At 38.4% G+C, this 24,105-nt stretch carries 23 protein-coding genes; all 23 read left to right on the top strand.

Features of this window, described 5'->3' with window-relative positions:
* The first annotated feature begins 314 nt into the window (after positions 1–314).
* A complete protein-coding gene (gene rimP, locus QF028_RS17920; protein WP_429467450.1) occupies positions 315–785 on the top strand; it encodes a ribosome maturation factor RimP in 471 nt (156 codons plus the stop codon).
* 36 nt (positions 786–821) lie between these two features.
* Entirely contained in the window at positions 822–1,943 is a 1,122-nt protein-coding gene (gene nusA, locus QF028_RS17915; protein ID WP_215000376.1) for a transcription termination factor NusA, read from the top strand.
* A 19-nt stretch (positions 1,944–1,962) separates the two neighbouring features.
* The gene (gene rnpM / locus QF028_RS17910) at positions 1,963–2,235 is read left to right on the top strand and encodes an RNase P modulator RnpM (protein ID WP_088086390.1); all 273 of its coding nucleotides are present in this window, start codon (positions 1,963–1,965) and stop codon (positions 2,233–2,235) included.
* A gap of 8 nt (positions 2,236–2,243) precedes the next feature.
* Complete coding sequence (locus tag QF028_RS17905) at positions 2,244–2,546, top strand: YlxQ family RNA-binding protein (protein WP_088086391.1); 303 nt, start codon at positions 2,244–2,246, stop codon at positions 2,544–2,546.
* Between the two features lie 19 nt (positions 2,547–2,565).
* Entirely contained in the window at positions 2,566–4,881 is a 2,316-nt protein-coding gene (infB, locus tag QF028_RS17900; protein WP_429467446.1) for a translation initiation factor IF-2, read from the top strand.
* Positions 4,878–5,159: a DUF503 domain-containing protein gene (locus tag QF028_RS17895; protein WP_088086393.1), complete on the top strand. Its 282-nt coding sequence runs from the start codon at positions 4,878–4,880 to the stop codon at positions 5,157–5,159. Before infB ends, QF028_RS17895 begins: the two co-directional genes overlap by 4 nt.
* A gap of 17 nt (positions 5,160–5,176) precedes the next feature.
* A complete protein-coding gene (gene rbfA / locus QF028_RS17890) occupies positions 5,177–5,548 on the top strand; it encodes a 30S ribosome-binding factor RbfA (protein ID WP_088086394.1) in 372 nt (123 codons plus the stop codon).
* A 57-nt stretch (positions 5,549–5,605) separates the two neighbouring features.
* The gene (gene truB, locus QF028_RS17885; protein ID WP_215000380.1) at positions 5,606–6,541 is read left to right on the top strand and encodes a tRNA pseudouridine(55) synthase TruB; all 936 of its coding nucleotides are present in this window, start codon (positions 5,606–5,608) and stop codon (positions 6,539–6,541) included.
* Between the two features lie 15 nt (positions 6,542–6,556).
* Positions 6,557–7,522 (top strand): bifunctional riboflavin kinase/FAD synthetase, encoded by a 966-nt coding sequence (gene ribF / locus QF028_RS17880; RefSeq protein WP_429467443.1) that lies wholly within the window; start codon positions 6,557–6,559, stop codon positions 7,520–7,522.
* A gap of 159 nt (positions 7,523–7,681) precedes the next feature.
* Entirely contained in the window at positions 7,682–7,951 is a 270-nt protein-coding gene (gene rpsO / locus QF028_RS17875) for a 30S ribosomal protein S15 (RefSeq protein WP_026566475.1), read from the top strand.
* Between the two features lie 243 nt (positions 7,952–8,194).
* Positions 8,195–10,309 carry a polyribonucleotide nucleotidyltransferase gene (gene pnp, locus QF028_RS17870; protein ID WP_429467439.1) on the top strand — a complete coding sequence of 705 codons (2,115 nt, stop codon included), beginning with the start codon at positions 8,195–8,197 and terminating at the stop codon, positions 10,307–10,309.
* A 180-nt stretch (positions 10,310–10,489) separates the two neighbouring features.
* On the top strand, positions 10,490–11,416 hold the full coding sequence (locus tag QF028_RS17865; protein ID WP_429467436.1) for a polysaccharide deacetylase family protein: 927 nt from the start codon (positions 10,490–10,492) through the stop codon (positions 11,414–11,416).
* A gap of 102 nt (positions 11,417–11,518) precedes the next feature.
* Positions 11,519–12,757: a M16 family metallopeptidase gene (locus QF028_RS17860; RefSeq protein ID WP_429467433.1), complete on the top strand. Its 1,239-nt coding sequence runs from the start codon at positions 11,519–11,521 to the stop codon at positions 12,755–12,757.
* Positions 12,758–12,910: 153 nt separating this feature from the next.
* Positions 12,911–13,153 carry a YlmC/YmxH family sporulation protein gene (locus tag QF028_RS17855; protein WP_429467432.1) on the top strand — a complete coding sequence of 81 codons (243 nt, stop codon included), beginning with the start codon at positions 12,911–12,913 and terminating at the stop codon, positions 13,151–13,153.
* A gap of 168 nt (positions 13,154–13,321) precedes the next feature.
* A complete protein-coding gene (gene dpaA / locus QF028_RS17850; protein WP_168242784.1) occupies positions 13,322–14,224 on the top strand; it encodes a dipicolinic acid synthetase subunit A in 903 nt (300 codons plus the stop codon).
* Positions 14,221–14,820, top strand: a complete 600-nt coding sequence (dpaB, locus tag QF028_RS17845) for a dipicolinate synthase subunit B (RefSeq protein ID WP_026566481.1) — start codon at positions 14,221–14,223, stop codon at positions 14,818–14,820. Before dpaA ends, dpaB begins: the two co-directional genes overlap by 4 nt.
* A 194-nt stretch (positions 14,821–15,014) precedes the next feature.
* Positions 15,015–16,064 carry an aspartate-semialdehyde dehydrogenase gene (gene asd / locus QF028_RS17840; protein WP_429467427.1) on the top strand — a complete coding sequence of 350 codons (1,050 nt, stop codon included), beginning with the start codon at positions 15,015–15,017 and terminating at the stop codon, positions 16,062–16,064.
* Between the two features lie 33 nt (positions 16,065–16,097).
* On the top strand, positions 16,098–17,342 hold the full coding sequence (dapG, locus tag QF028_RS17835; protein ID WP_410888852.1) for an aspartate kinase: 1,245 nt from the start codon (positions 16,098–16,100) through the stop codon (positions 17,340–17,342).
* Positions 17,343–17,439: 97 nt separating this feature from the next.
* Positions 17,440–18,312, top strand: coding sequence for a 4-hydroxy-tetrahydrodipicolinate synthase (gene dapA / locus QF028_RS17830; RefSeq protein WP_429467425.1), 873 nt, complete (start codon positions 17,440–17,442; stop codon positions 18,310–18,312).
* Between the two features lie 192 nt (positions 18,313–18,504).
* On the top strand, positions 18,505–20,172 hold the full coding sequence (locus QF028_RS17825; protein ID WP_429467422.1) for a ribonuclease J: 1,668 nt from the start codon (positions 18,505–18,507) through the stop codon (positions 20,170–20,172).
* 137 nt (positions 20,173–20,309) lie between these two features.
* Positions 20,310–21,065, top strand: coding sequence for a ClpP family protease (locus QF028_RS17820; RefSeq protein WP_429467419.1), 756 nt, complete (start codon positions 20,310–20,312; stop codon positions 21,063–21,065).
* A complete protein-coding gene (locus tag QF028_RS17815; protein WP_215000399.1) occupies positions 21,062–21,301 on the top strand; it encodes a YlzJ-like family protein in 240 nt (79 codons plus the stop codon). Before QF028_RS17820 ends, QF028_RS17815 begins: the two co-directional genes overlap by 4 nt.
* Positions 21,302–21,434: 133 nt before the next feature.
* Complete coding sequence (locus QF028_RS17810; protein WP_429467417.1) at positions 21,435–23,783, top strand: DNA translocase FtsK; 2,349 nt, start codon at positions 21,435–21,437, stop codon at positions 23,781–23,783.
* Positions 23,784–24,105 lie beyond the last annotated feature (322 nt).

Below are 24,105 nucleotides of genomic sequence, written 5' to 3'. Positions count from 1 at the left end.
ATTATCATCTAGCTCCAGCGCCTAGGGGCTCGAGTCATAAGCCAATCTCTTCGGAAGGCAAAAAGCGCCTTCTGTCAGCGCTTGTCTTATGCTGGTCGCCCCTGATCAAGGCGCTTCCGCTTTTGGGCGCTATTTGCATTAAAATGTTGGTTATGGTATAGTTTTATTGGAAATACTAAGAAATACTCTCGTGATCAAGAGTGGGGAAACCCGCTCTTTCGTTTTTGTATAAATCTTTTTTCTTAGTAACTTGATAAAACTCTCCGTGAACTACATACAATATGGGTGAAATTTTCGGAAAAGGAGGTAAAGGCATGAGCAAGGTAACGGAAGTTGTAGAAGAGCTGGCTACGCCTATTTTTCAAGAGCTTGGTTTGGAATTAGTGGAAATTGAGTATGTGAAGGAAGGAAAAAGCTGGTTTCTTCGCGTATATATCGATAAAGACAACGGTGTTGATATTGAGGATTGCGGACTCGTTAGCGAAAAACTCAGCGAAAAACTCGATGAGCTTGATCCGATTCCCCATAACTATTTTCTTGAAGTTTCTTCACCTGGAGCAGAGCGTCCATTGAAAAAAGATAAAGATTTCCAAAAGGCAATAGGTAAAAGTGTCTTTATCAAAACTTATGAACCGATTGATGGGGAGAAAAGCTTCGAAGGGACATTATTAGAATTTGATGGTCAACATTTAAAAATCGAAATGAAGCTTAAAACCCGGAAGAAGACAATTGAAATTCCCTATGAAAAAGTAGCCAACGCGCGATTAGCTGTTACTTTTTCGTAATGAAATTATAGATGAAGGATAGGGGGATACAAAAAGATGAGCAGCGAATTATTAGATGCTCTTACAATACTGGAAAGAGAAAAAGGTATTTCCAGAGATGTTTTAATTGAAGCGATCGAAGCAGCTCTTGTTTCGGCATATCGCCGAAATTTTAATCAAGCCCAGAATGTTCGGATTGATTTAAATTTACAGACAGGATCAATGCGCGTTTTTGCTAGAAAAGAAGTGGTCGATCAAGTATTTGACCCTCGTCTCGAAATTTCCTTAGAGGATGCGAGACAAATCACACCGAATTACCAAGTTGAAGATATTGTTGAAATGGAAGTTACACCCAAGGACTTTGGGCGGATTGCAGCTCAAACTGCCAAGCAAGTGGTTACTCAACGTGTAAGAGAAGCAGAACGCGGAATTATTTATTCGGAATTTATTGACCGTGAAGAAGATATTATGACTGGTATTGTTCAAAGACTCGATTCTAAATTTATTTATGTAAGTCTCGGGAAAATCGAGGCATTATTACCTGTAAACGAGCAAATGCCAAATGAACGTTATAAGCCTCATGATCGAATTAAAGTATTTATTACAAAAGTTGAAAAGACCACCAAGGGGCCGCAAATATTCGTATCTCGAACACATCCTGGTCTCTTAAAACGTTTGTTTGAAATTGAAGTTCCTGAAATTTATGATGGAACCGTTGAAATTAAGTCAGTTGCCCGTGAGGCAGGGGATCGCTCGAAGATTTCTGTCCACTCGGATAATAATGAGGTAGATCCAGTTGGGTCTTGTGTTGGACCTAAGGGTGCGAGGGTTCAAGCGGTTGTTAATGAATTAAAGGGTGAAAAAATCGATATTGTTAAGTGGTCAGCGGACCCAGTAGTGTTTGTGGCAAACTCACTTAGTCCCTCAAAAGTATTAGATGTTATGGTTAACGAGAATGAAAAAGCAACAACAGTTGTAGTTCCTGATTATCAGCTTTCATTAGCAATCGGGAAACGAGGACAAAATGCCCGCCTAGCAGCAAAACTAACAGGCTGGAAAATTGATATTAAATCAGAAACTGAAGCACGTGAGAATGGAATTTATCCACGTGAAGAAACCATTAGGCTTTTTGATGATCAAGTTGATACTGATTTCGATTATGAAGAAGAGTTGGACTAAAAAGTGAGGTGAATGATGAATGAACAATCAGAAAAAAGTTCCTATGCGCAAGTGTGTTGCAACCGGTGATATGAAACCGAAAAAAGAACTTGTTCGCATCGTTCGCTCAAAGGAAGGGGAGGTATCCATCGACCTGACGGGGAAGAAATCCGGAAGGGGTGCTTACCTTTCAAGGGACAAGGAAGCTGTCTTACTAGCCAAGAAAAAAAATACCCTATCTAATCACTTACAGGTTTCTATAAATGATTCGTTATACGAAGAGCTACTTGAGCTTATAGAGAAGGAGAATTGACAATCCAAATGAAACAAAATCAATGGATGTCATTGCTTGGCTTGGCCAATCGAGCACGCAAAATCATATCAGGTGAGGAGCTTACCGTGAAGCAGATTCAAAGCGGAAAGGCGCATCTCATTTTATTATCCGCAGATGCTTCTGCAAATACGACAAAAAAGATTACTGATAAGTGTAATTCGTATGAGGTTCCATATAAAATTGTGGAAAATCGTCATCTTCTTGGTCAAGCAATTGGCAAGGAAGCCCGCGTTGTTGTAGCTGTTCTGGATGATGGATTTGCCAAAAAAATGGTAACGTTGCTCGATTAAATCTAGCGGGGGTGAAAAGATGAGTAAAATACGTGTATATGAGTATGCAAAAAAACACAACATTTCAAGTAAAGATATCATCACAAAACTAAAAGAAATGAATATAGAGGTCTCCAATCATATGGCAACAATAGAAGAAGCAGAAGTTAAAAAGCTTGACGAAACATTCAGTAAAAAGGATAACAAGGCGCCACAGCAAAACACAGAGAATAAACAAAATGGACAGCAGCAACAACGAACAAACTCTCGTCCAACTCAAGCGCAGCGCCAAAACCAAAGACCTGCACAGTCAACGCAAAGGCCGCAAGTTCAGACGAAAACTCCTAAAGCATTTGAAGAAGCTGCTGATAAAAATGCCGCTCCTAGCAAGGTAAAAGTTGTTTCTCCTCCAAAGACGGTCGAAGGCAAAAAGCAAAACCAGGAAAATCAATCCAAAGAAAATAAGGTTTTCAGCAATGCTGATAAAGCTAAAGCCAAGCCTTATAATAACAATCAAAATCGTAATAATAATAATAAAAATAAGAAAAAAACACATACACCAGTTCAACAAGCCCAGCCACAGAAGAAAAAAGAGAAGGAGCTTCCAGCGAAAATTACTTTCAGTGAATCTCTAACTGTAGGCGAATTAGCAAAGAAGATTTACCGTGAGCCTTCAGAGATTATTAAAAAGCTCTTTTTACTAGGTGTCATGGCCACAATTAATCAAGTCTTAGATAAAGATGCGATTGAATTGATTGCAAGCGAATATGGGGTTGAAGTGGAAGAAGAAATTAAAGTTGATACAACAGATCTTGAAGTGTACTTTACTGAGGATTCAGAGGATTCTCAAGTGGAAAGACCTTCTGTTGTAACAATAATGGGTCACGTTGACCACGGTAAAACAACCTTGTTAGATTCCATCCGTAACACAAAGGTTACAGAAGGTGAAGCGGGGGGAATTACCCAGCATATTGGTGCCTATCAAGTGGTTGAAAACGGGAAAAAGATTACCTTCCTTGATACACCAGGACACGCTGCCTTTACGACAATGCGTGCACGTGGTGCTAAAATAACTGATATTACCATCCTAGTAGTAGCTGCAGATGATGGTGTAATGCCGCAAACAGTTGAAGCAATCAATCATGCAAAAGCTGCAGAGGTTCCAATTATTGTAGCAGTTAATAAAATGGATAAAGAAGCTGCAAATGCTGACCGTGTAATGCAAGAATTAACTGAACATGGATTAGTATCAGAAGCATGGGGTGGAGATACTATCTTTGTACCACTTTCTGCAAAAACGGGAGAAGGCATTGACACCCTTCTAGAAATGATATTACTCGTTAGTGAAGTTGAAGAATATAAAGCGAATCCAAATCGTAAAGCCGTTGGTACTGTTATCGAAGCACAATTAGATAAAGGGCGTGGATCCGTTGCAACCTTACTTGTCCAAAACGGTACACTAAAAATTGGTGATCCAATTGTTGTTGGTCATACCTTTGGTCGTGTCCGTGCAATGGTGAATGACAAAGGACGCCGTGTCAAAGAGGCAGGTCCGTCAACTCCTGTTGAAATAACTGGACTTAATGACGTGCCACAAGCTGGAGATCGTTTCGTTGTGTTTGAAGACGAAAAAACTGCACGTCAAGTTGGAGAATCACGAGCTCAAACAGCACTGGTAGCCCAACGTGGTGAAAAATCCATTGTTAGTCTAGAAACGCTTTTTGATCAATTAAAGCAAGGTGAAATGAAGGATTTAAACATCATTCTTAAAGCGGATGTTCAAGGGTCTGCTGAAGCCGTTGCCGCTTCTCTTCAAAAAATAGATGTTGAAGGTGTTAACATCAAAATTATTCATAGCGGTGCTGGAGCAATTAATGAGTCGGATATTAGTCTTGCTGCTGCGTCTAATGCCATCGTCATCGGTTTTAACGTTCGCCCTGATGTAAATGCGAAACGTGCAGCAGAAGCGGAGAAAGTTGACGTTCGTCTTCACCGTATAATTTATAAAGTGATTGAAGAGATTGAAGCAGCAATGAAAGGTATGCTTGATCCTGAATTCCAAGAAAAAATAATTGGTCAAGCAGAAATCCGTCAAACCTTTAAAGTTTCAAAGGTAGGAACAATTGCTGGTTCATATGTAACGGATGGTAAAATTACTCGCGACAGCGGTATTCGTTTAATTCGTAACGGTGTTGTCACTTTTGAAGGTAATATTGATGCGTTAAAACGATTTAAAGATGATGTAAAAGAAGTTGCCCAAGGTTACGAATGTGGTATTACAATTAAAAACTTTAATGATGTTAAAGAAGGGGACATCATTGAAGCATACGTAATGGAAGAAATTGAACGTAAATGATCATCGGTGTGGCCGAATGTGAATGTATGATCTATGATGCTCATTCTTTAAAAGAGAAACGGGCTGTCCTTCAACGAATCCTTACACGCTTAAAACAGAAATTTAATGTTTCTGTATCAGAAGTTGGCTTTCAGGATATGTGGCAACGAACGAAAATTGCCATAGTTGTCGTAACTTCCACGCGTGTATCGACGGAACATGAGTTGCAAAATGCTTTGAAATTAATCGACTCATTTCCAGAAATAGAGAGAACGATCACCGAGATTGAATGGCTTTAAGTTAAGAGGTGAATGTGATGAGCCACAGAGCAAATCGTGTTGGAGAACAAATGAAAAAAGAACTAGGTGACATCATCGGTCGCAAAATCAAAGATCCACGTATTGGTTTTGTGACGGTTACCGACGTTGAAGTAACAGGAGATTTACAACAGGCGAAAGTGTATATTTCCGTATTAGGTGATGAAGAGCAAAGGGAAAATACCTTAAAAGGGCTGGCCAAAGCAAAAGGTTTTATTCGGACCGAAATTGGCCACCGTATTCGCCTTCGTAAAACACCTGAAATCATCTTTGAATGGGATGAATCTATCGATTACGGGAATCGAATTGATACACTTCTTCATCAACTGCATAAGGATGAAAAGCCTTTAGAAAAAAGTGAAGAAGAATAATTGGATAGACATTGTCTATCCTTTTTTTTCGATAATTTTTTGATTGGAGGATTTTAATTGGAAGGAATATTACCGTTATATAAGCCTGCGGGTTTGACATCCCATGATTGTGTGTTTAGATTGCGAAAGATTTTAAAAACAAAAAAGGTAGGGCATACGGGTACTCTTGATCCAGACGTAACAGGAGTGCTTCCAATTTGTATAGGGAAAGCAACAAAAGTTGCTGAATACATAACCGATGCGGGTAAATCGTATGAGGGAGAAGTAACAATTGGTTTTTCGACTACTACTGAAGATGCTTCTGGTGAAATTGTGGAGCAGAAACCAGTGGATCGGACCATTCGACGAGAAGAGATTCTCCAAGTTTTTCATTCAATAACCGGTGAAATTGAACAAACACCTCCTATGTTCTCGGCAGTAAAAGTTGGAGGGGTCCGTCTATATGAATATGCACGGAAGGGTATAGAAGTCGAACGTCCCACTAGAAAGGTAACGATTTATTCCATCGAATTATTAGATGACCGTGATGAATTTATCGGTGAAACTGTACAGTTTAGGTTTAAGGTCAGTTGCAGTAAAGGGACCTACATCCGGACTTTAGCGGTAATGATTGGTGAAATTCTGGGCTTCCCTGCACATATGTCCTTTTTACAAAGAGTTCAATCTGCTGCTTTTTCATTGGAGGATTGTTTGACGTTTGATGAAATTGAAAAACATATGGAGGCTGGGACAATTTCAAGTGTATTAAGGCCTTTAGAAACAGCACTTTCTCATTTGCCGAAATTCCTAATTAATGATAAAGTAGCAGAGAAAGTGAAAAATGGCGCATTATTACAAATGCCAGAGCATTTAAAAACTAGTAACGGACCGATTGTCACTGAAACTGCTGATGGACTAGCTCTTGCTATTTATTCAAAACATCCAAGCAAGCCAGACCTCTTTAAACCAGTTAAAGTGTTACGTAATGATTTAGAAGAAAAAGGTACGGTATAGAAAAGGTGAGTTTCATTGGAAGTAATTAAGCTTAGATTTCCATACGATATAACAAATGTTGAATTTCCGCCCCTAGCAATGGCTATGGGCTACTTTGATGGAGTGCACCGTGGTCATCAACAGGTAATTCTTGAGGCAAAAAGGCATGCTGAAGAAAAAGGTATTTGCAGTGCGGTCATGACATTTGACCCCCATCCTTCGGTAGTGTTAGGGAAAATGGAACAGCAGATACAGTATATTACTCCATTATCTGAAAAAATAAAAATTATCGAAGAACTTGGTATTGATTATTTATTTATCATTAACTTTACTACTGAATTTGCCAATTTGCTTCCTCAGGAATTCATTGATCAATATGTTATTCGACTAAACGTAATGCACGTAGTTGCTGGTTTTGATTTTACCTATGGGCGTATGGGAAAGGGGACGATGGAAACATTGCCCTTCCATTCAAGAGATCAATTTTCTTATTCGGTCGTTCCAAAGTTTACTCAAGGTGATCAAAAGGTTAGTTCAACTAGAATTAGAAACTTGCTTAAAGAAGGAAAAACAGACGCGCTTTTATCACTTCTTGGACGATCTTATACAACATCGGGCAAAGTCATTCATGGTGATAAACGAGGCAGGACGATTGGCTTTCCAACGGCGAATGTTGACTTAAATGACGATTACATGATCCCGCCGACCGGCGTATATGCAGTAAGAATGAAAGTTGAAACCCAATGGTACAATGGAGTCTGTAATATTGGTTATAAACCAACATTTAATAAGGAAGCCTTACATCCTTCTGTTGAAGTTCATTTATTTGACTTTAATAAAGATATCTATGGTGAAGAAGTGGTCATTGAGTGGCATCTTCCCTTACGTAAGGAACAAAAATTTTCAGGGATTGAAGAGCTCGTTGCACAAATTGAAAGAGATAAGCAAAATTCACTAGAGTATTTTAAAAAACAAGACAATCTTCCACATTCTCACTTATAAAAGGCGTTTTTCCTACAATAAACTTCGTTATAGCCTTGCTTTTTGATGTGAAAAGTTGTATTCTTATTAACGTATTAAAAATAACCTCTACTTGGCAAGACGAATCACCAACGCTTGCTCGGTACCAGGGGATTTGTAAAATTTAGGAGGTGAATCCGGATGGCAATCACTCAAGAACGTAAAAATGAACTTATCAATGAGTTTAAAACTCATGAAAGCGACACTGGATCTGCAGAAGTTCAAATCGCTGTCCTTACAGAATCAATCAACAATTTGAATGAGCACTTACGTACTCATAAAAAAGATCACCACTCACGTCGCGGTCTTTTGAAAATGGTTGGTAAACGTCGTAATCTTTTAACATTCCTACGTAACAAAGATGTTCAACGTTACCGTGTGTTAATTAATAAGCTTGGTCTACGTCGTTAGTTTACAGAAGCGGGATTATTCCCGCTTTTTTATTAGCTTTAAAAAGAGGAAAAGAAAATAAAGAATTTTTTATACATATTTTTAAGTCATGACTTTTTTGTGCATACTATTAAGGTGATTTCGCATTTAAACTATAGCTTTCTAAGCTTTTTAATAATAGTTAGATTTAGAATGATGAGTACAGCGGAAGTGAAAATTTTCGCATCATCCTCCTAAGTGATTTAGATAGAGAGGGGTAAAAATATGGAACAATTGAAACATGAATATTCCATGGTTTGGGCAGGCCGTAAATTAACTGTCGAAATTGGACAATTAGCAAAGCAAGCAAACGGTGCAGTCTTGGTACGCTATGGAGATACAGCAGTATTGAGTACGGCAACAGCCTCAAAGGAACCAAAAAACTTAGACTTTTTTCCATTAACAGTTAACTATGAGGAACGTTTATATGCTGTCGGAAAAATCCCAGGCGGCTTTATTAAACGTGAGGGTCGCCCGAGTGAAAAGGCAATTTTGGCAAGCAGACTAATTGACAGACCGATTCGTCCGCTATTTGCTGATGGCTTTCGTAATGATGTACAAGTTATTAGTATTGTCATGAGTGTGGATCAGGATTGTTCTACCGAAATGGCTGCAATGTTCGGATCTTCGTTAGCACTTAGTACATCAGATATTCCTTTTGAAGGACCGATTGCTGGTGTTATCGTAGGACGGGTTAACAATGAATTTGTTATTAACCCAACTGTAGAACAAGCTGAAAAAAGTGATATCCATTTAACTGTTGCAGGTACTAAAGATGCAATCAACATGGTAGAAGCAGGTGCGTTAGAGGTTCCTGAAGAAACTATGCTAGAAGCAATTATGTATGGCCATGATGAGATTAAACGGTTAATTGAGTTCCAAGAGAAAATTGTCGTTGAAATTGGCAAACCAAAAAGAGAAATCAATCTTTACGAAATAGATAAGGAACTTGAGGCAGAAGTAAGGGAAATATGCGAAGCTGATATGGTAAAAGCCATTCAGGTCCAAGAAAAGCATGCCCGTGAAGATGCCATTAAAGAAGTAAAAAACCAAGTGATTGCCAAATTTGTGGAACAAGAAGCTACAGATGAAGATATGAAGCAAGTAAAGCAAATATTGGACAAGATTGTAAAAGGTGAAGTTCGCCGATTAATAACAGTGGAGAAGATTCGTCCTGATGGCCGAAAAATTGATGAAATCCGTCCGCTTTCTTCACAAATAAGTATTTTACCACGTACCCACGGTTCTGGACTTTTCACACGTGGACAAACTCAGGCCCTAAGCATTTGTACTCTCGGCGCAATGGGTGATGTACAAATTCTTGATGGTCTTGGAATTGAGGAAGAAAAGCGCTTTATGCATCATTATAACTTCCCTCAATTCAGTGTTGGTGAAACTGGCCCAATCCGAGGACCTGGTCGTCGTGAAATTGGTCACGGTGCCCTTGGTGAACGTGCCCTTGAACCAATTATTCCATCTGAAAAGGATTTCCCATATACCATTCGACTTGTATCTGAGGTACTTGAATCTAACGGTTCCACTTCGCAGGCAAGTATTTGTGCTAGTACATTAGCGATGATGGATGCAGGTGTTCCGATTAAGGCTCCTGTAGCAGGAATTGCAATGGGACTTGTAAAATCTGGAGAACATTATACTGTTTTGTCTGATATTCAAGGAATGGAAGACCATCTTGGAGATATGGATTTTAAAGTAGCAGGTACTGCTAAAGGGGTTACTGCACTTCAAATGGATATAAAGATTGAAGGTCTTTCTCGTGAAATATTAGAAGAAGCCCTCCAGCAGGCAAAAGTTGGCCGAATGCACATCTTAGATTCAATGCTTGCTACCATTACGGAACCAAGAGGAGAACTTTCTCAGTTTGCACCTAAGATTTTAACCATGTCAATTAACCCAGATAAGATCAGGGACGTTATCGGACCGAGCGGTAAACAAATCAATAAGATTATTGAGGAAACTGGCGTTAAGATTGATATCGAGCAGGATGGTACCGTATTTATTGCCTCTACAAATCAAGAAATGAACCAAAAGGCAAAGAAAATCATCGAAGATATTGTTCGTGAAGTTCAAGTAGGCGAAATGTATCTTGGTAAGGTAAAACGAATTGAAAAATTTGGAGCCTTCCTGGAAATCTTTGCGGGTAAAGATGGTCTCGTTCATATATCTGAACTTGCCGAAGAACGAGTAGGTAAAGTAGAGGATGTTGTTAAGATCGGGGACGAACTTCTAGTGAAAGTAACCGAAATTGATAAACAGGGCCGTGTAAACCTTTCACGTAAAGCTATTTTAAAGGAACAGCGTGAAAAGGCTGAAAATCAATAACAAGAGACTCGGGACATTTAATCTGAGACGATAAGGAAGTCAGGGGACAAACCCTGGCTTTTTTCCGTGTATGATTTTTAATAATTCTCTCTATATTCTTTAGAATCAGCGGCGAACAGTATCCTGAAGTTCTACCTTGTCCCTCCTATACATAATCTGTATGGAAAGGGGGAAAGTTAATTGAAAAAGGTATTTATCCTCATTGGTATTTGTTTAGCAGTTTGGATCGCCGTGGGTAATCCTTTTATAAAAAAGGAATCAGCAGTGCCAACAGCAAAAAAGTCAGACCCTCTTTATCAAAGTATTGTTAAAAATGCCCCTACATATGAAATACCGCCTATAGATGCGACTATTGATAGGGTCTGGAAGGCAATTCCGGGCTATAATGGGCGAGAGGTTAACATTGCAGCTTCCTATAAGCATATGAAAGACAAAGGTGTTTTTAATGAAAAGAACCTTGTCTTTACCCAGAAAAAGCCAAAGGTTCACCTTGAAGATTTGCCGCCAGCTCCAATTTATAAAGGTAACCCTAATAAACCAATGGTAACGTTTATTATTAATGTAGCGTGGGGGAATGAATATTTATCGGAGATGCTTGCTACTCTTAAAAGACATAATATAAAGGTTAGTTTTTTTTTAGAAGGAAATTGGGTCAAAAAAAATCCCGATCTTGCTAAAATGATTGTCAGTTCTGGTCATGAAGTGGGGAATCATTCCTATTCTCATCCTGATATGAAACAATTGACGGCTGGAAAAGCAAGGGAACAAATGGTGAAAACGAATGAAATTATAGAAGCGGCTACAGGGGAGAAATGTGTTTGGTTTGCTCCGCCTAGTGGCAGTTTTCGGGATGAGACAATAAAAGTTGCCAACGAATTAAAAATGATGACGGTTATGTGGACCGTTGATACGGTTGACTGGAGAAAACCATCACCAGATGTACTTATAAATCGTGTAATGACAAAAATTAATAATGGCTCAATGGTCCTTATGCATCCAACAGAAGCCACTGCGAAATCGCTCGATCGTTTAATCACGCAGATCAATCAAAAAAACCTTGAAATTGGAACAGTTTCTGAGTTAATGAGCGAAGAAAGAGTTGAGTAATAATCACAGTAAGATATACTGGGAATTGGAGAAAAAACATTTTACTAAGTATAATAATAGATGGAGTATAAGCAGCTTCTGTATATAGACTGGAGGAAGTCGATGATTAATAAATATACTTGCCAAAATGGAGTTAGAATTGTTTTAGAAAATATCCCTACTGTACGTTCAGTTGCAATAGGAGTATGGATTGGTACGGGTTCAAGAGATGAGAACCCACAAAACAATGGTATTTCGCATTTTCTGGAACATATGTTCTTTAAGGGTACTACCACAAGGTCTGCTAAGGAAATTGCCGAATCCTTTGATAGTATTGGCGGACAGGTGAATGCGTTTACTTCAAAGGAGTATACCTGCTATTATGCAAAAGTCCTTGATACACATTCCCAATTTGCACTAGATGTGTTAGCTGATATGTTCTTTAACTCCACTTTTGTGGAAGAGGAACTAAACAAAGAGAGAAATGTAGTCTTAGAAGAAATAAAAATGTACGAAGATACTCCAGACGATATTGTTCATGATTTACTTAGTAGAGCAGTGTATGGAGATCATCCACTAGGATATCCAATACTAGGTACAGAGGAAATACTTAATACGTTTACTGGCCAAACGTTAAAGGAATATATTCATGAAAGGTATACTCCTGAAAATGTTGTTATCTCAATCGCAGGTAATGTATCTGAAACATTTATTAAAGAAGTCGAAAAGTATTTTGGATCCTATAAAGGTGCTAACAACCAAGCAATTGAAAATATACCTACCTTCCATTCGAATCGAATTTCGCGCAAGAAAGATACAGAACAGGCCCATTTATGTATTGGTTTTGAAGGATTAAAGGTTGGGCATGAAGACATCTACAGCTTAATTACATTAAATAATATATTGGGCGGCAGCATGAGCTCGAGATTATTTCAGGAAGTCCGTGAGCAAAGGGGATTAGCCTATTCAGTTTTCTCTTACCATTCAGCTTATCAAGATAGTGGAATTGTGACGCTTTACGGTGGAACAGGTTCTAAACAGCTGAATGTACTATTTGAAACCATCCAAGAAACACTTAATAAATTAAAGCAAGAAGGGATTACTGAAAGGGAATTAACTAATAGTAAAGAGCAGCTTAAGGGCAGCTTGATGCTAAGTCTTGAAAGTACAAATAGCAGGATGAGTCGTAATGGTAAAAATGAACTTTTATTAAAACGTCATCGTTCACTGGATGAAATTATTGATCAGATTGATGGAGTTACCAAAAAAAGTGTGGACGAAATGACAAAGGCCGTTTTTACAGACAACTATTCCGTGACTTTAATTAGTCCAGACGGAGAATTTCCGAATACATTATCGTAAATAAAAAGAGGTAATCCATGCTGATGGATTACCTCTTTTTTGTTGTCCTAGATACTAAAGATCCACTTAACAGCGCTTGTGCTTTTCTTAGTCTAAATAGGGACTTCCATTTATAAACTATTAATAAGGGGCAAATGAAGGGGGGATCTTGTATTGAGGTTAAGTGAATTAAGTGGAAAGGAAATTGTTGACGTAAAAAAGGCAGAACGGCTAGGTGTACTTGGACAAACGGATTTAGAGATTAATGAAGGCACCGGACAAATTCAAGCACTGCTAATACCTTCAATTAAATGGTTTGGCTTACGAAAACAAGGGGAAGAAATCAGAGTTCCTTGGCAGCACATTAAAAAGATAGGATCAGATATGATAATAATCGATGTACCGGATGAAGATTAATACCACTTCAGCAAAAAAAGCCCAAGCGAGTATCAACTTGCTTGGGCTTTTTTATTTAGTATGTATGGAAAACTCACCGAATGAAGTTAACCTACATAAGATGGTGAAGTGATATATAGAAAAGGAATTCTTAGTAGGATTTTTAAAAAGAAGAAGGTGAATGTTTTCATGCTGACAGGGATGCAGATTGCCGTGATTGGCGGGGATGCCAGACAGCTGGAAATCATCCGTAAGTTAACTGAATTAGATGCGAGATTATCGCTTATTGGTTTTGAACAGCTTGATCATGCTTTTACAGGTGCAGTCAAGGAAAAGCTGGATGAGGTGGACTTTTCAACAGTGGATACCCTGATCTTGCCAGTGCCTGGTACAAATTTAGAAGGGCAGGTAGAAACAATCTTTTCAAATGAAAAGGTTATTTTGACAGGGGATTTACTCTCCAAGACTCCAGAACATTGTACGATTTATTCAGGAATCAGCAATGCTTATTTAAATGGGATTACCAAGCAAGCTAAACGGACTCTTATTCAGTTATTTGAAAGGGATGATGTAGCCATCTATAATTCAATCCCTACAGTAGAAGGGACGATTATGATGGCGATCCAACACACTGATTTTACAATACATGGGTCGAATATTACGGTTCTAGGGTTAGGCAGAGTTGGTATGAGTGTGGCGAGAACATTTGCAGCCCTTGGAGCCAAAGTTAAGGTAGGGGCTAGGAAAAGTGAACATTTGGCAAGAATCACTGAAATGGGCTTAACACCGTTTCATTTGAAGGATTTGGAAAATGAAGTAAAGAATACTGATATATTAATTAACACAGCACCACATTTAATCGTAACAGCGATGGTTATTTCTAAAATGCCATCACATACGCTCATTATTGACCTTGCATCAAAGCCGGGAGGAACTGATTTTAGATATGCGGAGAAAAGGGGAATAAAAGCATTGCTTGCCCCGGGATTGCCAGGGATTGTTGCACCAAAAACAGCCGGCCAAATTCTGGCAAATGTTCTTGCTCAACTGCTCCAAGATGATTTACGAAAGCGAAAGGGGAAAGTGAAATGAGTTTAAAGGGTAAAAGAATTGGCTTTGGCTTAACTGGCTCTCATTGTACGTACGATGCAGTATTCCCTGAAATAGAAAAATTAGTTCAAGCCGGTGCTGAAGTAATGCCAGTGGTAACTTTTACAGTTAAAAATACAGACACCCGGTTTGGTAAAGGCGAGGATTGGATCCAGCGAATTGAAGATTTAACAGGAAATAAAGTCATAGATTCGATCGTCAAAGCCGAGCCTCTAGGACCCAAAATCCCTCTTGATTGTATGGTCATTGCTCCATTAACCGGTGTATCAATGAGTAAATTTGCCAACGCAATGAACGATAGTCCAGTATTAATGGCTGCGAAAGCAACATTGAGAAATTTAAAGCCTGTTGTACTCGGAATTTCGACTAACGATGCACTTGGATTAAATGGAGTAAACTTAATGAGGCTAATGGCAACAAAGAATATTTATTTTATTCCCTATGGCCAGGATGACCCAATAAAAAAGCCAAATTCAATGGTAGCAAGAATGACGTTACTCACAGAAACAGTCGAAGCTGCGATCGAAGGGAAACAAATTCAACCAGTGTTAGTAGAAAGATATAAAGATTCTGACTAATTATCCCCCCTCATTCATCAAAAAAGGTTATTTCTTTAAAGGAATATGGTAAAATAAATTATTCTATCATCAGTGGGGAGTTTCATTACCCACTGATGAGATAATAAAAAATATGAATAACATGCTGGCAGCTATATAAAGGCCAATTCCTTTTTGAAATATAATGACCAGCTAGTATGGAAGGGGAACCTGTAATGAATCAACAAAATGGATATCACGTTGCTGTTGTTGGAGCAACAGGAGCAGTAGGACAACAAATGATTCACACTTTAATAAAAGAGAACTTCCCAATCAGAAAACTTACTTTATTATCATCCGCACGTTCAGCTGGTAAAAAAGTGGAGGTTAATGGTCAGGAATATATCATTGAAGAAGCAAAGCCTGAGAGTTTTGAAGGGGTCGAGATTGCCTTATTCAGTGCGGGCGGGAGTGTATCAAAGGAACTTGGTCCAGAAGCTGTTAAACGTGGTGCTATCGTGGTGGACAACACTAGCGCTTTTAGAATGGATGAGAATACACCATTAGTCGTTCCTGAGGTGAACGAAGCGGACCTTCACCATCAAAATGGTATTATTGCTAATCCCAATTGTTCTACCATCCAAATGGTTGTAGCACTTGAGCCAATCCGTCAACAATTTGGTTTGAAAAAAGTTATTGTTTCAACATATCAAGCTGTTTCAGGATCTGGTGCCGCTGCTGTCGAGGAGTTAATGGAACAAACTCGTTCAATCTTAAACGGTGAAGTATATGAGCCTAAGATTTTACCTGTCAAATCAGATAAAAATCACTATCAAATTGCTTTTAATGCAATTCCACAAATTGATAAGTTTCAAGACAATGGATATACATTTGAAGAAATGAAAATGATTAATGAAACAAAAAAAATCATGCACTTACCAGAATTACAGGTTTCCGCTACTTGTGTAAGACTACCAGTAGCAGTAGGTCATTCTGAATCTGTTTATTTTGAAATTGAAGCGGATGACATAAGTGCGAATGACATTAAAGCATTATTAAAAGATGCCCCCGGTGTTATTTTGCAGGATGATCCGGAAAATCAACTATATCCTATGCCTGCGAATTGCGTTGGGAAAAATGATGTATTTGTTGGACGGATTAGAAAAGACATTGATGAGCCTCGTGGTTTCCATATGTGGGTGGTTTCTGATAACTTACTCAAAGGAGCAGCTTGGAATTCTGTTCAAATCGCAGAAAGTTTAGTTAAATTAGGTATTGTAAAATAAAGTTACATCAAAAAGGCAGGTTTTGGTGTCACCATGAAAATTATTGTTCAAAAATTTGGCGGTACATCTGTAAGAGATGAAAAAGGTAGGAAATATGCGGAAGGCCATATCGAGAAAGCTTTAGCTGATGGCTATAAAGTGGTTGTAGTTGTCAGTGCGATGGGAAGAAAAGGTGACCCTTATGCTACGGACACATTACTTTCATTAATCGATGGGAACTTAAGCAAAATCTCAAAACGGGAACACGACTTATTATTGTCCTGCGGTGAGATTATTTCTAGTGTCGTTTTTGTAAATATGTTATTGGAAAAGGGTATTAATGCTGTTGCATTAACGGGCGCTCAAGCAGGCTTCCGAACAAACAACGACCACACAAATGCAAAAATCAATGAAATGAAATGTGACAGGTTGCTAAGTGAGTTGGAGAAAAATGATGTTGTTGTGGTTGCCGGTTTTCAAGGAGCTGCAAAAAATGGCGATATTACCACAATTGGTCGTGGCGGAAGTGATACCTCAGCTGCAGCTTTAGGTGCTGCCCTTAATGCAGAATGGATAGATATTTTTACTGATGTGGAAGGAATTATGACAGCCGATCCACGCATTGCAGAAAATGCACGGCCACTTCCCATAGTAACTTACACAGAAGTGTGTAATATGGCTTATCAGGGTGCAAAGGTCATTCATCCAAGAGCAGTTGAAATCGCAATGCAGGCAAAAGTACCAATTAGGATTCGCTCAACCTACTCAGATAATTTAGGAACCTTGGTAACCTCATTAAATAAAAATAATCGTGGCAGTGACATAAAGGAACGAGTTGTAACTGGAATCGCTCACGTTTCAAATGTTACGCAAATAAAGGTATTCGCTAAAAAGGATCAATATTACTTGCAAGCAGAAGTATTTAAGGCGATGGCCAATGAAGGAATCAGTGTAGATTTTATCAATATTTCGCCAAACGGAGTAATCTATACAGTAACAGAGGAAATGACCGATCGAGCAATACAGGTTTTAAACAAATTAGGTCATGATCCTGTCGTAGAGCGTCATTGTGCAAAAGTTTCTGTTGTTGGTGCAGGGATTGCCGGAGTTCCTGGAGTTACTTCGAAAATCGTAACGGCCTTATCGGATCATGGAATTCGGATACTACAATCTGCAGATAGTCATACTACGATTTGGGTACTTGTAAAGCAGGAGGACTTGGTTAAATCCGTAAATGCCCTTCATGATGCTTTTCAATTAGAAGAAGAATCATTTGAATTTAATCTTTCAGATTTATAGATGATTCCACCAATTCAATGGTAAATCCTTATAAATGAATTCGAAAGAGAAAATGAGTGTTTTTAGTATGCTGGATTGTATTGAGAGGAGTAAGAATATGGTTCATTTTGGGCGAGTATCGACGGCAATGGTTACCCCTTTTGATAAAAAAGGACATATTGATTTTGCCAAGACCACGCAATTAGTGAATTTTTTAATTGAAAATGGAACAGAGTCACTTGTGGTTGCTGGAACCACTGGTGAATCCCCAACGTTAACTAAGGAAGAAAAGTTGGCATTATTTGATCATGTTGTAAAAACGGTAAAAAAGCGGATTCCCGTAATAGCAGGAACAGGAAGCAATAATACTTATGCATCTGTTGAATTGACAAAAAAAGCTGAGCAACTTGGCGTGGATGCTATAATGGTTGTCGCACCCTATTATAATAAACCAAATCAGGAAGGTCTATATCAGCATTTTAAAGCCGTTGCAGAAGCTACATCCCTGCCGGTTATGGTCTACAACATCCCTGGCCGGTCTGCAGTTAACATCCTTCCCGAGACGATCATTAGACTTTCTAAATTAGCTAATATTGTTGCAGTCAAAGAGGCAAGCGGGGATTTAAATGCAATGACACACATCATTGCCAATACGGATGATGATTTTGTTTTATATAGTGGGGACGATAGCCTGACAATCCCTGTTCTTTCCATTGGCGGTGCAGGCGTTGTTTCGGTTGCTTCACATGTGATTGGAAATCAATTGCAAGAAATGGTAAAGGCATTCTTTAATGGTGAGAATGAAAAGGCTGCAAAGTTGCATCAGCATCTCCTCCCTTTCATGCAAGGTTTATTTACTGCTCCTAGTCCTGCGCCTGTTAAAACAGCCTTACAGGTAGCTGGATTAGACGTTGGATCAGTGAGGCTTCCTCTCGTAGGGCTAACAGAACAAGAACGTGCAGCGTTAATTACTTTATTAAATAAGTTATAATGACTACCTAAAGCCAACCGAAGGATCATTCGGTTGGCTTATTTTTTGTTTAGAATTAGCATAATTATTATAAATGTTGGAAAGGTTTTCAGAAATCTAGTATAATAACTCTAACTGATCTCGATCGGAAATTAAAAAGCGGAAGCGCATGTTAACGGCGTATACTCGTTTCAACTTAGGAGGATTTACAATTTGGTACAGAAAATAAATAATTCCATTAAGTTAATTACACTTGGTGGTATAGGAGAAATCGGAAAGAATATGTATCTTGTTGAGGTGGACAAGGACATATTTATCATAGATGCCGGCTTAATGTTCCCCGAGGAAGAAATGCTTGGCATAGATATAGTAATTCCGGATATTACATACTTAAAAGAAAATAAAGACCGGGTAAAAGCAATTTTCTTAACTCATGGCCATGAAGATCATATAGGGGCTTTATCGTATGTACTTCGTCAATTAGATGTCCCTGTCTATGGAACCAAGCTAACACTTGCCCTTGCAAATGCTAAACTTAGAGAACAAGATTATTTTGGTAAAACAAATTTTATTGAGGTGGATTCGGATACGATTATTAACTTGGATGCTGTTGATGTAAGCTTCTTTAAAACCAATCATAGTATCCCTGATTCTGTTGGTGTTTGTATACATACCTCTGAAGGGATTATCGTTTATACTGGTGATTTTAAATTTGATCAAGCGGCTACAAAGCTTTATAAACCAGAAATTGGGAAGATGGCATCCATCGGAGAACAAGGGGTATTATGTTTGTTGTCTGATAGTACAGAAGCAGAAAAGCCGGGGTACACCGCATCTGAAGCAATTGTTGAGCGTGAAATGTCAAATGCTTTCTATAATGCACCGGGGAGGATTATTGCTGCTTGTTTTGCTTCAGATATAAATAGAATCCAGCATATTTTTAATGCAGCAAATGAGAATGGACGAAAAGTCGCAGTGGTAGGGAAAAGTCTTGAAAGAATTTATCATATTGCCCTTGATTTAGGATATTTAGAAGTAGCAGAGGATTTAATCATTCCTATTAGTGAGATAAAAAATTATCAAGACCGAGAAATAGTCGTATTAATGACTGGAAGTCAGGGTGAACCTATAGAGGCATTACAGAAAATGGCAAAGCAAATTGATAAAGTGGTTAATATTCAAAAGGGAGATACCGTTTTAATCGCTGCTTCACCTCTTAGGGGTAGTGAAGTATTTTTATTCAAGACTGTTGATATGCTCTTTAGAGCCGGGGCAAATGTTATATCAGGTAAAAGAACCATCCATGTATCAAGTCATGGAAGCCAAGAAGAATTAAAATTTATGATTAACTTGATGAAGCCGAAATATTTAATACCTGTTCACGGTGAATACCGGATGCTAAAGGCTCACCGAAAATTGGCTATGGAATGTGGACTTACCGATGAACAAATCTTAATTCCAGACCGTGGTGATATCCTTGAAATGAAAGAAGGGAAGCTTGCCCTTGCTGGAAAGGTTCCATCTGGGAATATACTAATTGATGGAATTGGTGTTGGTGATGTTGGAAATATAGTCCTTCGCGACCGAAGACTTTTATCGCAGGATGGAATTCTTATTGTGGTAGTGACCTTAACAAAACAAGATCGGAAAATAGCTGCAGGACCGGAGATTATCTCAAGAGGCTTTGTTTATGTTCGTGAATCCGAAAAATTGATGGATGATTCAACAAATCTAGTTCGAGACATTGTAGAAAGAAATATTGCAAAAGATTCTTTTGAATGGTCAAGTTTAAAGCAGGATATTAGAGAAGAATTAAACCGAAATTTATATGAAAAAACAAAAAGAAGACCAATGATTCTTCCAATAATTATGGAAATCTAAAAAAGCTAAACCTATATCATAAATGGAATATTACTCTTAATAAAAAGCACTGGGGATCCAGTGCTTTTTATTTTAAGCATGAAATTACCTCCTACAGGTAAATACTAAACTATATCATGCTTGAAGGGAGTATTAGGATGAATAACGACATACAAAAAAATGAATCTGAAAACCAAGAAGGCGGGGAGCCTCAAAAAGAGGAAAAACCTTCTTCTGCATTGATAGAAAAGATTCAGCAGCTAGGACAAACCAATGTTCCACAGCTTTCAACTGATTCTAAAATTCATTGTCTGACCATTATTGGTCAAGTTGAAGGACATCTAGCACTGCCGCCACAAAATAAAACAACAAAATATGAACATTTATTACCTCAACTCGTTGCAATAGAACAAAATCCAAAAATTGAGGGGGTCCTTATTATTTTAAATACGGTTGGTGGCGATGTCGAGGCGGGTCTTGCAATATCCGAAATGCTAGCGACCCTATCGAAGCCGACCGTTTCAATTGTATTAGGAGGAGGGCATTCAATAGGGGTCCCAATTGCTGTTTCCTGTAACTACTCCTTTATTGCGGAAACCGCAACAATGACGATCCATCCGATCCGATTAACTGGCCTGGTGATTGGCGTTCCAGCAACCTTTGAATATATAGATAAAATGCAAGAGCGGGTTGTCAATTTTGTAACAAAGCATTCCAAAATTACTGAAGAAACATTTAAAGATTTAATGTTTGCTAAAGGTAATTTAACCAGAGATATAGGGACAAATGTCATTGGTGTTGATGCCGTAAAAACAGGTCTCATCGATGAAGTTGGCGGACTTGGGCAGGCAATGAAAAAGTTAAATGAATTGATAGATCTTCATAAAGAAAAGAATGAAGTGTTGATTCAATGATTCTTTATACGATGATGCCACCAGAACTCATTTTTCCATATGAGGCCAGTTCACCTAGCAATCAACAAATGGCAAGCTATCAAGGAATTCCACTCCTAGTCGAGTCTCTAGATGGGCAAAATGTTCAAGTTATCCGAATTCTGAGCACGGATCCACAGCATTATATGGATAATCAAATATGCCCTGGCGCAAAAATTTCTTTCGCGAGCCTGGAAGGATTGTCCGCATTGCAATAGTAGATTATGGTATAATCAGGGTAAGATACAAGAGCAGCCTGAATGGCTGCTTTCTTCCTTTTAACTCCTTTTACTAAAGGATGTAATATAAAAAAGGATTAAATATACCATAATGAAACAACAAGGTGATTAGATGGCAAAGAAAAAAAGAAGACAACCAAAAAAGAGAGATAACCATTTGAAAAAGACCGTTCAATTTGAATTATCCGCACTGGCTCTTTTAGCTATTGCGATCATATCAATAGCTAAGCTTGGTGCAGTTGGGAAGGCAACCGTTATCTTCTTCCGTTTTTGGATGGGAGAATGGTATATGCTCAGTTTAATTGGGCTTGTTGTGTTAAGCGTTTATTTGATGTGGAAACGGACTATTCCTTTTTTCTTCCATATTAAATTGGTTGGAAGTTATTTTATTACTTCTGCTATTCTGCTTTTAAGCCATGTCACCCTATTTCATTTGCTAACAAATGATGGGAAATTTAAAGATCCTAGTGTAATCAGTAATACATGGGAATTGTTTATGATGGAACTTAGAGGTGAAACAAGCACCACCGATCTTGGCGGGGGAATGCTTGGGGCAGTTTTATTTGCCTTATTCCATTATTTATTCGCTGAAACAGGTACGAAAATTATTGCATTTATTTTCATTTTAATTGGAATTATCTTACTTACCGGTAAATCATTTGGAGATTTCATCGGGAAAATCATGATTGTGATGGTTGATTTTTCAAAAAGTCAATGGGATGCCTTTAAAACGGATATGACAGATTGGAAACAAAAACAACGAGAGCGAAAAGCAGAAAGAATCACACAAAAAAGAAAAGAGCAGGAAAATCGTGAACAAAATCAGCCTGTCTTAACTGCAGAAACTCAACCACTCCAAGAGGAAATTAGACCATCTGAGCCAATTATATCAAGTTTTGCCGATAAGGCATATGTGGAAGAAGAGGCCAAGGATAAGAATCACCGAGAAGATACAAAGGATGGAAAAGGAACTTCTGAAGAAAATGAGGATAGTATCCCGCCAATCACCTTTACGGAAGTAGAGAATATTGCCTATGAGCTGCCACCACTTCGATTGCTCAATTTGCCAAAGAAAACAGATCAGAGTGGAGAATATGAACAAATTCATGCAAATGCGGCAAAGCTAGAGAGGACATTTCAAAGCTTTGGCGTGAAAGCACGAGTAACACAGGTCCATTTAGGACCAGCTGTAACAAAATATGAAGTTCATCCTGACGTAGGTGTAAAGGTAAGTAAAATTGTCAGTTTAAGTGATGACTTAGCCTTAGCACTAGCTGCTAAGGGGATAAGAATTGAAGCGCCGATTCCTGGTAAATCCGCCATTGGTATTGAAGTTCCTAACTCTGAGGTCGCTGTAGTTTCGCTTCGCGAGGTATTAGAAGCAACACAAAATGACAAGCCTGACTCCAAGCTTTTAATTGGCTTAGGCCGGGACATTACAGGTGAAGCTGTTTTAGCTGAATTAAATAAAATGCCCCATTTACTTGTTGCAGGTGCAACTGGAAGCGGAAAAAGTGTTTGTATAAATGGCATTATCACGAGTATTTTAATGCGAGCAAAGCCCCATGAAGTGAAACTAATGATGATTGACCCGAAAATGGTTGAACTCAATGTTTATAATGGAATCCCTCATTTGCTAGCACCTGTTGTAACGGATGCAAAAAAAGCATCACAAGCTTTGAAAAAAGTGGTAAATGAAATGGAAAGACGGTACGAATTGTTTTCTTACACGGGTACACGTAATATTGAGGGCTATAATGACCACGTAAGAAAGCATAATTTAGAGGAAAATGATAAACAGCCACTACTGCCCTTTATTGTGGTAATTGTTGATGAGTTGGCTGATTTGATGATGGTTGCCTCGTCGGATGTAGAAGATTCGATTACTCGCCTTGCTCAAATGGCGAGAGCAGCGGGAATTCACTTAATCATTGCCACGCAACGGCCATCCGTTGATGTAATTACTGGGGTAATAAAGGCAAATATTCCTTCCAGAATTGCCTTTGCAGTGTCAAGTGCAACCGATTCAAGGACAATTTTAGATATGGGTGGTGCGGAAAAACTTTTGGGAAGAGGGGATATGTTGTTCCTTCCAGTTGGAGAATCCAAACCAGTTCGTGTTCAAGGTGCGTTTCTGTCAGACCAAGAAGTCGAGGACACGGTTGAATTTGTTATTTCCCAACAGAAAGCACAATACCAAGATGAGATGATCCCAGATGACATTCCTGAAGTAACAGGTGCGGTCGATGATGATATATATAATGATGCAGTTGAGTTAATTATTGAAATGCAAACAGCATCTGTTTCCATGTTACAAAGACGGTTCCGTATTGGCTACACAAGAGCTGCAAGGCTAATTGATGAAATGGAAGCACGCGGTATCGTTGGTCCATATGAGGGCAGTAAGCCACGTGCTGTTTTACAGCCAAAACCTAAAGATAAAGAAGAACAAAGTTCATAATTGAATAAGAAGTTAGAATATAAAAGTATTAATGAAAGTCCCGAACAGGTTAATTAACTTCTATTACACAGCCTTTATTATGTTGAAGTATACAACTATAATAAAGGCTTTTTTCATACTATGAATAAATAATGAATCAAATAAAATAATAAAATAGTAGGAGGAATCAACATTATAGAACTTGATACTAAATTCTCATCATAATAATTATAATACCTGTATATATCCCCTGAAATTCTAAATAGAAAATGGGTGAAAATTCCTAGTTATATTTGTGACATTACCTCTCAGTCTTTTTCGACAAATTTTTTAATAGCTATTT

Origin of the sequence: Neobacillus sp. B4I6 (genome assembly GCF_050434045.1) — a bacterium.
In the GTDB taxonomy this organism is placed as follows: domain Bacteria; phylum Bacillota; class Bacilli; order Bacillales; family Cytobacillaceae; genus Neobacillus.
The sequence above is the reverse complement of the archived record's forward strand: the minus strand, read 5'-3'. Positions and strand labels throughout refer to the sequence as shown.